The 14,137-nt window shown below is 48.6% G+C and carries 10 protein-coding genes; 4 read left to right on the top strand and 6 right to left on the bottom strand.

The window, feature by feature from the left end; all coding sequences use genetic code 11:
* The 4 genes from XMA152_RS11890 to XMA152_RS11875 all read left to right on the top strand — a co-directional run bounded on the left by XMA152_RS11890 (position 1) and on the right by XMA152_RS11875 (position 5,255).
* Complete coding sequence (locus XMA152_RS11890; RefSeq protein ID WP_173483713.1) at positions 1 to 1,449, top strand: TrkH family potassium uptake protein; 1,449 nt, start codon at positions 1 to 3, stop codon at positions 1,447 to 1,449.
* Positions 1,450 to 1,551: 102 nt separating this feature from the next.
* Complete coding sequence (gene glyQ / locus XMA152_RS11885) at positions 1,552 to 2,505, top strand: glycine--tRNA ligase subunit alpha (protein ID WP_173482177.1); 954 nt, start codon at positions 1,552 to 1,554, stop codon at positions 2,503 to 2,505.
* Positions 2,505 to 4,556, top strand: a complete 2,052-nt coding sequence (gene glyS, locus XMA152_RS11880) for a glycine--tRNA ligase subunit beta (RefSeq protein ID WP_173483712.1) — start codon at positions 2,505 to 2,507, stop codon at positions 4,554 to 4,556. Before glyQ ends, glyS begins: the two co-directional genes overlap by 1 nt.
* 114 nt (positions 4,557 to 4,670) lie before the next feature.
* Positions 4,671 to 5,255, top strand: a complete 585-nt coding sequence (locus XMA152_RS11875; protein WP_173482175.1) for a hypothetical protein — start codon at positions 4,671 to 4,673, stop codon at positions 5,253 to 5,255.
* Between the two features lie 128 nt (positions 5,256 to 5,383).
* On the opposite strand, the gene gyrB is transcribed toward XMA152_RS11875, so the two are convergent.
* The 6 genes from gyrB to XMA152_RS11845 form a co-directional block, all read right to left on the bottom strand.
* Positions 5,384 to 7,807, bottom strand: a complete 2,424-nt coding sequence (gene gyrB, locus XMA152_RS11870) for a DNA topoisomerase (ATP-hydrolyzing) subunit B (protein WP_173482174.1) — start codon at positions 7,805 to 7,807, stop codon at positions 5,384 to 5,386.
* The gene (gene recF / locus XMA152_RS11865; RefSeq protein WP_173483711.1) at positions 7,800 to 8,906 is read right to left on the bottom strand and encodes a DNA replication/repair protein RecF; all 1,107 of its coding nucleotides are present in this window, start codon (positions 8,904 to 8,906) and stop codon (positions 7,800 to 7,802) included. The genes gyrB and recF overlap by 8 nt, the downstream gene beginning before the upstream one ends.
* Before the next feature lie 45 nt (positions 8,907 to 8,951).
* Positions 8,952 to 10,055, bottom strand: coding sequence for a DNA polymerase III subunit beta (gene dnaN / locus XMA152_RS11860; protein WP_173482172.1), 1,104 nt, complete (start codon positions 10,053 to 10,055; stop codon positions 8,952 to 8,954).
* A 25-nt stretch (positions 10,056 to 10,080) separates the two neighbouring features.
* The gene (dnaA, locus tag XMA152_RS11855; protein ID WP_173482171.1) at positions 10,081 to 11,541 is read right to left on the bottom strand and encodes a chromosomal replication initiator protein DnaA; all 1,461 of its coding nucleotides are present in this window, start codon (positions 11,539 to 11,541) and stop codon (positions 10,081 to 10,083) included.
* A gap of 279 nt (positions 11,542 to 11,820) precedes the next feature.
* Positions 11,821 to 13,290: a TRAP transporter large permease subunit gene (locus XMA152_RS11850; protein WP_173482170.1), complete on the bottom strand. Its 1,470-nt coding sequence runs from the start codon at positions 13,288 to 13,290 to the stop codon at positions 11,821 to 11,823.
* Positions 13,291 to 13,854, bottom strand: a complete 564-nt coding sequence (locus XMA152_RS11845) for a TRAP transporter small permease subunit (RefSeq protein WP_173482169.1) — start codon at positions 13,852 to 13,854, stop codon at positions 13,291 to 13,293.
* Between the last annotated feature and the right edge of the window lie 283 nt (positions 13,855 to 14,137).

Genomic DNA, 14,137 nt, shown 5'->3' with positions numbered 1-14,137 from the left:
ATGCACTTCAAAGTGATTCTCAGAATACTTGGCCTGCTGTTGATGATATTCAGCATCACTCAGCTTCCGCCAGCCCTCGTCTCGATGATCTACGACGATGGCAATATTCAAGCATTTGTTGGGGCTTTCTTCGTCACTCTGTGTACCGGTTTCTTAATCTGGCTCCCCTTCATGCGAGTCCGCCAAGACCTTAGAACACGCGACGGATTCTTAATTACCGTTCTATTCTGGACGGTACTGGGCTTCTTCGGTTCGTTACCTATCTACTTTTCGGCCGAAACAAACTTTACCTTTACCGACGCTCTGTTTGAGGCCGTTTCTGGTCTGACAACAACAGGGGCAACAGTGATTACTGGACTGGATACGCTTCCCAAGTCCCTGCTCTACTATCGACAGCAGCTGCAGTGGTTGGGTGGTATGGGTATCATCGTACTAGCCGTCGCGATACTGCCAATGCTGGGCATCGGTGGGATGCAGCTCTACCGCGCTGAAACACCTGGCCCGGTAAAAGATTCAAAGCTGACACCTAGAATCACCGAAACTGCCAAAGCGCTTTGGAACATCTACCTGACGCTGACGATTGCCTGCGCACTGGGCTACTGGGCGGCAGGAATGGAGCTGTTCGATGCGATTGGCCACAGTTTCTCTACTGTTGCCATTGGCGGGTTCTCAACACACGATGCCAGTATTGGATTCTATGACAGCGCACTGATCGAGATGATTTGTGTACTCTTTATGGTGCTTTCGGGGATCAACTTCGGCCTTCACTTTGCCGCTTGGAGACAGCACAGTGTCGCCCACTACTTCTCAGATCCAGAGTTCAAGTTCTACCTCTTCTCTCTGATCAGCCTGTCGCTGTTTACGCTGTTTGTGCTCGACTTTACTGGTACCTATGAATCGATTGAGGCGCTGCGCAAAGCGGTCTTTATGGTTGTCTCCATTGCAACGACGACCGGCTTTGCCGTCGCGGACTTTGCACACTGGCCCGCCATGCTGCCCTTCTTACTCTTCTTGGCAGCCTTTGCCGGGGGCTGTGCAGGATCGACCGGTGGTGGCATGAAACAGATACGTCTACTGCTGATTCTAAAACAGGGTTACCGTGAAATTGTGCGCCTGATTCACCCGAACGCAATCATGCCAGTGAAGTTGGGAAGACGCCCAATTTCAAATAAAGTGCTTGAAGCGGTTTGGGGGTTTTTCTCGGTCTACTTGATCGTCTTTGTGGTGATGCTGGTAGCTCTGCTAGCCACTGGACTGGATCAAGTAACGGCATGGTCGGCAGTGGGCGCTACGCTCAACAACCTTGGCCCAGGCCTTGGTGATGTTGCGGCACACTATGGTGACATACCGAATACCGCCAAATGGATTCTGGTCTTTGCGATGTTGCTTGGACGTCTTGAGGTATTTACCTTATTAGTCCTACTAACACCGGCTTTCTGGCGCCGATAACCCTATTAAATGGATAGGGTTACGCCCCTCTTAAATTCTTAAGGAATGCTGTATAATTCTCGGCTAATTTTTTGCAAAAAATCCTAGCCGAGGACTTCTGTCGTGACCGACACTGTCAAACCTGATGTAAGCACCTTCCAAGGTCTTATCTTTGCCCTACAACAGTATTGGGCCGAGCAAGGCTGTGTAATTGTTCAGCCACTGGATATGGAAGTGGGTGCTGGTACTTTCCACCCTTCTACCACTCTGCGTGCTATCGGCCCAGAGAGCTGGAACTCAGCTTACGTTCAACCAAGCCGACGCCCAACCGATGGCCGTTACGGTGAGAACCCAAACCGTCTTCAACACTACTACCAATTTCAGGTTGTGATGAAGCCTCACCCAGACAATTTCCAAGAGCTCTACCTTGGTTCGCTTGAGCGTCTTGGCTTTGATCTTTTGACACACGATGTACGCTTTGTAGAAGACAACTGGGAATCACCTACATTGGGTGCTTGGGGTCTTGGTTGGGAAGTCTGGCTGAATGGCATGGAAGTCACTCAGTTCACTTACTTCCAACAGGTTGGCGGTCTTGAGTGTTACCCGGTCACTGGCGAAATCACCTACGGTCTAGAGCGTCTAGCAATGTACGTTCAAGAGGTAGACAGTGTGTACGATCTGATTTGGTCTAAGGCACCGGACGGTACTGTTGTAACCTACGGCGATGTATTCCACCAAAATGAAGTCGAGCAGTCGACTTACAACTTTGAATACGCCGATGTGCCACACCTATTCAGCAACTTTGAGCACTACGAAAAAGAGTGTCAAAAACTGCTGGATGTCGGCTTACCGCTACCGGCTTATGAACAGGTCATGAAGGCATCGCATACCTTCAACTTACTGGATGCGCGTCACGCGATCTCTGCGACTGAGCGTCAACGTTACATTCTTCGTGTTCGTACCTTAGCTCGCGGTGTTGCCGAAGCTTACTACAACAAGCGTAAAGAGCTTGGTTTCCCAATGGCAGAAGAGTCTATTCGCCAAGAGGTCCTAGCATCACTGGAGGGAGCCGAGTAATGAGTAATCAAGATTTTCTATTTGAACTGGGTACTGAAGAGCTACCACCGGGTGCACTTCTCTCTCTGTCAGACGCACTGGGTAAAAGCCTCACGGCTCAACTGAACGATGCTCAGCTTAACTTTTCATCTTTAGAGCTATTTGCTGCTCCACGTCGCTTGGCCGTATTGGTTAAAGAGCTAGACAGCCAACAGCCTGATCGTAACATTGAAAAACGCGGCCCCTCTGCAAAAGCACCTGAACAGGCCGCTAAAGGTTTTGCTGGCAGCTGCGGTGTCTCTCTTGAAGACCTTGTCATTGAGAATACCGACAAGGGTGACTACTACGTCTACCGCGGTACTGAGGTTGGCAAACCTGCCTCAGAACTTCTACCAGGAATGCTTGAGACCGCTTTGAGCGGCCTGCCGATTCCTAAGCGTATGCGTTGGGCGGCTAGCCGTACTGAGTTTGTTCGCCCTGTTAAATGGATCGTTGCGCTGCTGGGTGATGAGGTTCTGCCTTGTACTCTACTTGAGGTCACTTCTGGCCGTAAATCACGTGGCCACCGCTTCCACTACCCACATGATATTGAGCTGATGACTGCAGGTGAATACGCTGCCACGCTTCGTAACACCGGTAAAGTTGTGGCTAGCTTCGCTGAGCGTCGTGAAATGATTCGTGAACAAGTGCTAGCTGAAGCTGCTCGTATTGGCGGAACTGCTGAGATTGACGAAGATCTTCTGGACGAAGTCTGTGCACTGAACGAATGGCCTGTTGCATTGGCTGGACGTTTTGAAGAGCGCTTCCTTGAGGTACCTGAGCAAGTCCTAATCCTTTCAATGAAAGAGAACCAGAAGTACTTCCACCTTGTCGATAGCAACAACAAGCTGATGCCGTACTTCATTACGATCTCAAACATTGAGTCTAAAGATCCTCAGCAGGTGATTGCAGGCAACGAGAAGGTGATTCGCCCTCGCCTAGCTGATGCTGCGTTCTTCTTTGAAACGGACAAGAAGGCGCCTCTTATTGATCGCCTAGAGAAGCTAAAGAGTGTCGTATTCCAAAACGAGCTTGGCACAGTCGCCGACAAAGCTGCTCGCATTGAAGCAACGGCCACTGCCATTGCCAAACTGATTGGCGGTAATGAAGCGTTTGCCGCTCGTGCTTCACAACTTGCTAAGTGTGACCTGCTAACAGATACCGTTTATGAGTTCACAGAGCTTCAGGGCCTTATGGGTTACCACTTCGCACTGCACGATGGTGAAGAGCAAGAAGTTGCACAGGCGATCTACGAGCAGTACATGCCAAAGTTTGCCGGTGACGATCTACCTGCCTCTAAAACGGGCATTGCTGTAGCCTTGGCAGATCGCTTGGACACACTAGTCGGTCTGTTTGCGATCAACCAGCCGCCTACAGGTTCTAAAGATCCATTTGCACTGCGTCGTGCAGCATTGGGCGTGCTTCGTATTATCGTTGAACATGAGTTAGATCTTGATCTTAAAGAGCTTCTTCAGACTGCAGCATCAAACTACCAAGCACTCCCTGCTTTGGACAGTGCTGCTGATAATGTCTTTGAATTCATGCTGGAACGCTTCCGTTTCTGGTTTGAAGAAGAGGGCATTAGCGCTGAGATCTACCTGTCGATCCACGGTCTTCGCCCAAGCAAACCATTAGACTTTGTGCGTCGTGCTCATGCTGTTGCGGCCTTTACACAACTTGAAGCGGCCTCAGCACTGATTGCTGGCAACAAGCGCGTTGGTAATATCCTTGCGAAACTAGATTCTACACCGTCTACCGCTATCAACGATGCACTGCTATCTGATGAGGCTGAAAAAGAGCTTGCTCAAGCACTCAAGGGTTTAAGCAGTTCAGTTGCATCAATGACAGGTGAAGGCGATTACCAGGGCGCTCTTCAAGCTCTAGCTGATCTTCGTCAGCCAATCGACCGCTTCTTCGAAGAGGTTCGTGTCATGGCAGATGACGCTGACGTTAAGCAAAACCGTCTTGCGATGCTGCAACAACTTAAAGAGCTATTTGGTGGAATCGCCGATATCTCCGAATTGGCTGGCTAAACTTAATTGGCCATCAAAAAACCCGAGCACTGCTCGGGTTTTTTATTTGTAAATATCTGCTTTTCTACTACTTTGCATAGTGTTGAATCAAACCACTGACTGCAAGGATGCAAGATGCAAAAAGTTAATCCCAAACTCACCGCCATCGCCTATTTCATTATTGGCCTTTTAGTGTTTTACACACTTTTCCTAGATAAACCCATAACCAATGAGGATGATCGAATTATCATTTTTAACCAGCACCCGAATGGTGAAGAGATCAAATATGCACTTGGTTTGAACAGTTATATTGGGTTCGAAATGATTCCATTTAATATGCTTAACAAGCCTCTCTCTGCGACACATCTCCACCGAAGCATTAATGAATTTGATAAATATGCGGTGTATTTTGGTGATGACACGGATGGAGCTCTAACAACCGGCTTCATTCTCAGCGTCAGTGATTGCCTTAGCAGCCCTTCTATTTATCACTCACTCGTCAATCAGATACCTATCTCTTTTACTGCCAGTTGTGACGATAAGCGGGCCGATCTTCAATTTGTCACACCGACCATCCCAAATGACAACCAGCTACTTTTAAACATGTTTGAAAGCCATACGTTCATCGACTATCAACCGAAGTCTAGTTCTGATTTTACTATTAGATTTTCAATGGACGGATTCACTCAAGCGATGCACAGTGAATTTAGCGACGATTGATTCAAATGTTTCACGTGAAACTTTTTATCAAATAAGATTGAAACTTAGAAATAGAAACAAGGAGTTTGTTTCACGTGAAACAAATTAAAAAGGCGCCTATAGGCGCCCTTTCTCTAAAACACTAAACATTAAACATCTAGGTTAGAGACATTCAGTGCGTTGGACTCGATAAAGTCACGACGAGGCTCAACCTCATCACCCATCAACGTGGTAAACAACTGATCAGCAGAGATAGCATCTTCGATCGTCACTTTAAGCATGCGGCGCGCATCAGGATCCATGGTTGTTTCCCAAAGCTGATCAGGGTTCATCTCGCCCAATCCTTTGTAGCGTTGAATGTTACTGCCGCGACGCGCAAGACCCATCAACCATTCAATGCCTTCGCCCAACTCTGTCACATCCATACGACGTTCGCCACGCTGAAGGTAAGCACCATCCGCTAACAGACCAGAAAGCTCTGCCCCAAGATCAACGATCAAGTCGTAATCTTTAGAGCGGAAGAAGTCAGCCTCAAAACGGAACGCATTCGTAATACCGTGAAGCAATACATTAACCACCGGCACATAAGAGCTGTGCTCTTGGTCGTACTCAACATCCACTGTGTAGACTTCTGAACCCGACGTAACAATAGAATCTAGCTTAGCTTGTAGCTCTTTAGCCCAACCCTCTACCGTCGCTTTATCACCCAGCGAATCGGCCGCCAAACGCGGAACATAGAGTGACTGCATCAAAGCCTGGCTTGGGTAGATTCGCGAGAGACGGTTGATCATTGCCATCACCTTACGGTAGCGACCAAATAGCGTCTCAAGCGCTGCACCAGTGATAGCAGGCGCATCTTCAGCAGGATAGAGTGAAGTACCTTCCAAAGCACCTTGAAGCAGGTACATATCCATCGCTTCATCATCTTTTAGGTACTGCTCTTGCTTGCCCTTCTTCACTTTGTACAGAGGCGGCTGAGCAATGTAGATGTAGCCACGCTCAATCAACTCTGGCATTTGACGGAAGAAGAAGGTCAATAGAAGGGTACGAATGTGAGATCCATCGACGTCCGCATCGGTCATGATAATGATGCTGTGGTAACGAAGTTTTTCAACGTTGAACTCATCTCGGCCGATACCACACCCTAGTGCAGTAATCAGAGTACCGACTTCAGCTGAAGTCAGCATCTTGTCAAAACGTGCTTTCTCAACGTTAAGAATCTTACCTTTAAGCGGAAGGATGGCTTGAGTTCGACGATCACGGCCCTGCTTAGCAGAACCACCCGCCGAGTCACCCTCCACCAAGTAGAGTTCAGAGAGTGCCGGATCTTTCTCTTGGCAGTCTGCCAATTTACCCGGTAGACCAGCGATATCCAACACACCTTTACGACGCGTCATCTCACGCGCTTTACGCGCGGCTTCACGGGCACGCGCCGCATCCATCATCTTCTGCACAACCGCTTTCGCTTCAGATGGGTTCTCTAGCAAGTAGTTATTGAAGTGCTCTGCCATCAACTGCTCGACTGCTGTCTTAACTTCAGACGAAACCAGCTTATCTTTGGTCTGTGAAGAGAATTTAGGATCTGGCACTTTAACAGAGATGATCGCCGTTAGACCTTCACGACTGTCATCACCACTGGTGCTGACATTGCCTTTTTTGTTTAACGACTCAGAATCTATGTAGCTGTTCAAACCACGCGTCAAGGAGGCGCGGAAGCCCGATAAGTGGGTACCACCATCACGCTGTGGGATGTTGTTGGCAAAACAGTGAATCGACTCTTGGAATGAGTCATTCCACTGTAGAGAGACCTCAACGCCAACACCATTTTCATGCATCGCATTGAAGTGGAAGATACTGTTAATAGGCGATTTGTTCTGGTTAAGGAAATCAACAAAGGCAGCTAGACCACCTTCGTATTCAAAGACTTCTTCACGGCCAGAGCGCTCATCTTTAAGACGAATACGAACGCCTGAGTTAAGGAATGAGAGTTCACGAAGGCGTTTAGCAAGAATGTCGTACTGGAACTCGATGTTGGTGAAGGTTTCAGGGCTAGGCCAGAAGCGCACGATCGTACCACTGGTATCCGTCTCACCGATCACTTTTAGAGGCTCTGCCGGTACACCGTGGTTGTAAACCTGCTCGTGAACCTGACCAGCACGACGAATGGTCAAACGCAGCTCAGTCGACAGGGCGTTTACCACCGACACACCAACACCGTGAAGACCACCTGAGACTTTATAGGTGTTGTCATCGAACTTACCACCGGCGTGGAGGACCGTCATGATAACCTCGGCCGCAGAGACACCCTCCTCTTCGTGGATATCCGTCGGAATGCCGCGACCATTATCGCTGACGGTAATACTCTCGTCAGCATGGATGGTTACGCCCACCTCACTACAGAAACCTGCGAGTGCCTCATCAATGCCGTTGTCGACCAGCTCGAACACCATGTGATGCAAACCACTACCGTCGTCGGTATCACCGATATACATCCCTGGGCGCTTGCGCACGGCATCAAGGCCTTTAAGAACCTTAATACTGGACGAATCGTAATCTTGGTTTGATTCACTCATAGATCTCTCCAAATGTCTGCTTTGCAGTTAACTGACCTGAATCGACGTTCAATAGGGCACCGTCAGTAGTTGCGCCCCATACCTCTAGCATTGAGCTTGGCTCAACACAGGTTACAAAACTTTGGCTGTTGCTCTGTTTCAAGAACGAGCAAAACGTTGCCAGGTGCTCTTTATCTAACTCAGCAGGGAGGTCATCGATCAAGTAGATACAGGAGTGACCTCGGGTAGCCTCGTAGAGCTGACCCTGCGCAAGTTTAAGTGCACTAACGACCAATTTCTTCTGGCCTCGTGATAAGTGCTCAGCGGCACTGCGACTTCCAACCTTGAATTTAAGGTCAGCACGCTGTGGCCCAAGGGAGGTAAATCCCTGACGCATATCACGTTCAAAACTCTCATTTAACAGAGTCTGTAGATCCTGATCTCTGTCCCAACCCGGGCTAAAACGTAGATCCGTAACGACCTCTCGAACCAACTGCTCAGCAATGCCTGTAAAGTGCGGTAAAAGGGCATCAACATAAGCGCTTCGAAGCTCTGTAAGTCGTTCTGCGTGAAGGATAAATTCTCTATCCCAAACCTCGCGTAACGACCGATCAATATTACCACGTTTTAGCAGTGAATTCCTTTGTTTTAACGCTCTTTGAAAGCCTCTCCAGACGGAAATAAACCCCGTAGAATGGTGAAATCCACCCCAATCGATAAATTGTCGTCTAACAGACGGTGAACCGTCTAAAAGTGTGAAACTTTCAGAGTCGATCACCTGCATCGGGACTAAGCCAGCAAGGGCCGTTAAGTCGATCTCTTCACCTCTGAAACGGGCACGCACATCGCCCTGCTGGGTTCGTTCAACACCTAGACCACCGGAATCAGATTCACCCTCAATCTTCGCAAAACAGGTCAGTTGTTGTTGGCCCTCAGAGATGACATATCGGCTCTGGTGCGTTCTGAATGAGCGGGCCACAGACAAGAAGTGAAGACCTTCCAGAATACTGGTTTTGCCGCTGCCGTTTTGACCGTGAATGATGTTGATATCCGCTGACGCATCAAAGGCCAGGGATTGAATGGATCGAAGATTAGAGAGTTGTAGTCGCTTGATGCGCATAAACAGAAAAGGCCGCCCTAGGGACGGCCTCTATTGAAGCGTTAATTACATGCGCATTGGCATGATGACGTAGGTTGAGTTTGGATCATCGAAGCCTTGAATCAGCGCACTGCTGTTTGCATCAGCTAAGGTGAAACGAACCACATCGGAACCAAGAATAGAGAGTACATCGAGCAGATAGTTAACGTTGAAACCGATATCGATCGAAGGACCTTCGTACTCAACAGCTACAGTCTCTTCTGCCTCTTCCTGCTCTGGGTTATTTGCCGTCACTTTAAGGTAGCCATCGCTGAGCGTCAGACGCACACCTCGATATTTCTCGTTCGATAGAATCGCAATACGCTGGAATACCTGACGCAGCTCTTGGCGATCACCAAGAACGACCTTGTCACCGTTTTTAGGGATCACTCGTTGGTAGTCAGGGAACTTGCCATCAACCAGCTTCGACGTGAAGGTGTAGTCACCGACATTGGCACGAATGTGTGATGCACCAATAACCAGTGTAACCGGTGAGTCACCACCTTGGAGTAATCGAGCTAGCTCAAGAATACCTTTACGAGGCACGATGATCTGATGCGCACCACCCGCTGGCACATCCGCTGCAGAAGCCGAAGTAGCCAGACGGTGACCATCGGTCGCAACCGAACGAAGTGAGTCTTCACTTACTTCCAGTAGCATGCCATTTAGGTAATAACGGACATCCTGTTGCGCCATAGAGAAGCCTGTCTTTTCGATCAACTGACGCAGTTCTGACTGTGGCAAGCTTAACTCGAAGGCTTGTGGGCTATCTTCAACATTCGGGAATTCAGACGCCGCCAAGGTTGTTAGTGAGAACTTAGAACGACCCGACTTGATGATCATCTTCTGACCGCTCAACTCCATCTCGATACGAGCGTCATCAGAGAGCGATTTACAGATATCCATCAGCTTGCGTGCTGGAACGGTCACTGAACCTGGTTGTGCCGGCTCTTGAAGCTGCACGCGCCCTACCAACTCGACTTCGAGATCGGTACCGGTTAGTGAAAGTTGATCACCCTCAGCCACCATCAGAATGTTCGAGAGCACAGGCAGTGTCTGTCTGCGTTCAACCACGCCGGCAACAAGCTGTAGTGGTTTAATCAAAGCCTCACGAGTGATGACGAATCTCATGCGTATTCCTATCTCAGTCTGTCAGTTAGGTCGTCAAATGACGAAGCAGGTTTTTGTAATCTTCTGCGATCTCAGCATTGCTGTCACGCAACTCTTTAATTTTTCGTGTCGCGTGCAAGACCGTGGTGTGATCTCGACCGCCAAATGCGTTGCCTATCTCTGGTAGGCTGTGGTTAGTAAGCTCCTTAGACAAAGACATAGCAACTTGTCTTGGACGAGCGACTGAGCGACTGCGGCGTTTTGAGTGAAGATCGGCTACACGGATCTTATAGTACTCAGACACCACTCGCTGAATGTTATCAATACTAACCTGTTTGTCCTGTAATGCCAGTAGATCCTTCAGCGACTCTTTGACAAAGGTCGTGGTGATCGGACTACCAGTGAAGTGAGCGTTCGCTATAACTCGCTTCAAAGCACCTTCTAACTCTCGGACATTACTACGAATCTTCTGTGCAAGGAAGAAGGCGGCATCATCTGGAAGCTTAATTCGCGCTTCGTGCGCCTTTTTCATAAGAATAGCGACGCGCGTCTCAAGTTCTGGCGGCTCAATAGCCACGGTTAGACCCCAACCAAAACGAGACTTCAAGCGCTCTTCCATGCCACCGATCTCTTTAGGATAGCGATCACTGGTCAAGATCATCTGCTGGCCACCTTCAAGTAGCGCATTAAAGGTGTGGAAGAACTCCTCTTGCGAGCGATCCTTGTTGGCAAAGAACTGAATGTCATCGATCAACAGTGCATCGACCGAGCGGTAGTAGCGCTTAAAGTCATTAATCGCATTCAGCTGAAGTGCTTTAACCATATCGGCTACGAAGCGCTCTGAGTGCAGGTAGACAATCTTAGCGTTGGGATTACGCTTAAGCATTTCTGCACCCACAGCATGCATCAAGTGAGTTTTACCTAAGCCGACACCACCATAAATAAAGAGTGGGTTGTAACCACCACCCGGGTTATCGGCCACCTGTTGAGCCGCAGCAGAGGCTAGCTGGTTTGATTTACCTTGAACAAAGGATTCGAACGTAAAGCTGGGGTTTAAACTGGTCTGATGGCGCAAACCACCCTCGACCTGCACCGTTCGCTCCATCACCTCTGGCTGAACCTCAAGCTCAGGCTGAATAATATCAGTAGAGGGGGCAACAATAGAGGTCGACGTGAATTCAGCTTGGGACTCTTGAGCCTCAACACGCATTGGCTTTGCTCGAGCCACTTCTGGTCGAGTACGAGTGACGGGTGAGGCAACGGACCCTGCTATGCTTATTTCGATAAGTGGCGCAGATTCACCACTCAAGCGTTCAACGACATCTTGAAAGCGGGTAACGAACTTATCCGCGACCCAATCCTTTACGAAACGGTTTGGGGCCAGTAGAACAATGTGCGACTCGGTCTCTAGATCCAAACGCAATGGGCGAACCCAAGTGTTGTACTGCTGTGACGGCAGTTCATCTTTTAGCGTTTCTAGGCATTGTTGCCATAGATCTTGAAACATTTGTTGAGTCCCAGTGGGTTTTTAGAAGTATGGTTGAATCTTATCCCCAATGGGTGCAATTATCCACAGAATTTTCAGATAAATAGCTGCAAGGTTTTTAAATCAATAGGTTACAAGCCCTCACAACCTTTGACCTATATCCGACTTTTTCCAGAACTTAACAACTAAATGACAGCTTTTTCATAAGTTATAAACAGACTTATTCACAAAAAACTGACAATCAACGTAAAAACAGGCACAAAAAAGGCTGCCGAAGCAGCCTTTTCAACGTAGATAGTATTACTCAGCCCATGGGTCCGACGCGTCAGCGCCCCATGGGTCGTCACCACCACCCATACCATCGATAGTGATCTCTATCGTATCCAGATCAACATCCAAAGGTGCATCAAGATTGTAGGTCACTATCTCTGGGAAGATGATGATCAACGCCAGTGATGTCAGCATAATCAGGATGAATGGAATAGCCCCTCGGTAGATCTCCATGGTCTTCATGCCATGTACCAAACGACCGGTAATCTCATCCTTGTAATCGCTCTTTGGAGCCACACTTCGCAGGTAGAAGAGTGCAAAGCCAAAGGGAGGTGTTAAGAACGACATCGACATGTTCAATCCAACCACGACGAGGAACCACACCATGTTGATGTCCATGTTTGCCGCAACCGGGCCAATTAGTGGCATCAAGATGAATGCTATCTCGAAGAAGTCGATAAAGAAGCCGAGTACGAATACCAATAAGCTGACAAATAGAACAAAGCCAAGCTCACCACCAGGGATAAAGCTAAACAGGTGCTCAATCCATAGGTCACCGTTTACTGCTCGGAAGGATAGAGCAAAGATAGATGAACCAACCAAAATAAACATGACGAAGGTCGACAGTTTGGCCGTTGAGTCCAGAGCCCCTTTGATAACCTCCAGCGTCAGACGACGACGGATGATCGAGAGCAATAGAGCCCCCACAGCACCCATTGCCCCACCCTCGGTCGGTGTTGCCCAACCAACGAAGATGGTTCCCAATACCAAGAAGATCAAAATGATCGGTGGCAGCATCGCGGTCAGAACCGACACCATCAGCTTGGTGCCCTGAAGAGTACGCGCCTCTGCTGGCAGTGGTGGAACCATCGCCGGTTTGAAGATCGACAATGCGAACATGTATAGAAGTAAGAAGCTCACAACCATTGCCGCCGGTAGCATAGCACCCATGTAAGCATCTTTAACTGACAGTGAAAGCACATCGGCCAGTACGATCAACACCAGTGAAGGTGGGATGATCTGTGCCAGCGAGCCGGCACTGGTCAGAAGACCCGCCGCTGTCGGGTAGTGATAACGGTATCGCATCATAACCGGCAAGGAGATAAGGCCCATTGAAATCACCGATGCTGCCACAACACCCGTCGTTGCCGCGAGGAGCGCACCGACAAGAATGACAGCATAACCAAGACCACCCGGTACTCGCCCAAACAACTGCCCTGCCGATTCAAGCAAGTCCTCTGCCATGCCTGAGCGTTGCAGGATAATCCCCATGAAGGTGAAGAACGGAATCGCCAGCAAAGTGTCGTTCTGCATAATGCCGTAGATACGTTCAGGTATTGCCTGAAGCAGCACCCAATCCAATAGACCAAGCTCATGACCAATGATCGCAAACAGAATGCCGTTAGCTGCCAAACTAAACGCAACTGGGAAGCCCGATAGAAGGAAGATGATCAGAGTGCCGAACATAATCGGCGCGATGTTATCCGCTAGAAATTCCATTTACGCCGTCTCCTGCTCGTCGTCCATGTTTACGTGACCACCTTTACTCAGCGGATCTTCGATATAGCCTTTTAGAAAAGCCCAGCGCTTAATCAATTCGCTGAATGCTTGGATGAATAACAAACCAAAACCGAGAGGAATCATTGCACGCACTGGCCAACGCAGCAGGCCACCCGCATTTTGACTCACCTCTTGGTTAGCATAGGTCTCTAAAAGATTGGGAATGGATTGTAGGCAGATGTAGAGGCTGACCGGCATCACACAGAAGAGCAGACCAATAACGTCAATCCAGTTGCGGGCTCTTGGTGAGATGCGCTGACTCACCACATCGATGCGTACGTGCTCATTTAGTTTAAGCACATAGCCCGCTGCCGCCGTAAACACAGCAGCGTACAGGTACCACTGCAACTCCAGCATTGCATTAGACGCGATACTGAACAGATAACGAGTTGTTGCGTTACCTGCACTGACCAATACCGCTGCAAGAATTAACCATTTAATGTAGTTGCCAACCCAGCCATTGATTGCATCAATGCCCGCTGAGAATTTCAGTAAAGCTTTCATTCCTTAAACACGCTCTCTGATCTATTTGTTATAGCCTCGCAGTGTGACCGGTTTTCAAGTGTGGTACAAGAAGAGGTTGCAACTGGTCATACCAGAACAAACGATAGATATAGACTTAAGTCTTAATTTCAGATCGAAAAGCCTATTAAATGGCCATGTTTGAACCATCAAAGAGAAATTTAAGGGTTAACTGGTCCTACCAGATCACCTGATTAGTTAGACCAAAGTAGCAGGTTGATTCAGGCAAATAATTAATACTCTTGCATGGTGGCTGGTTATAGCT

This window comes from Marinobacterium sp. xm-a-152 (assembly GCF_013282965.1).
In the GTDB taxonomy this organism is placed as follows: Bacteria; Pseudomonadota; Gammaproteobacteria; order Pseudomonadales; family Balneatricaceae; genus Marinobacterium_E.
This window is presented reverse-complemented; position numbering and strand designations above follow the sequence as displayed.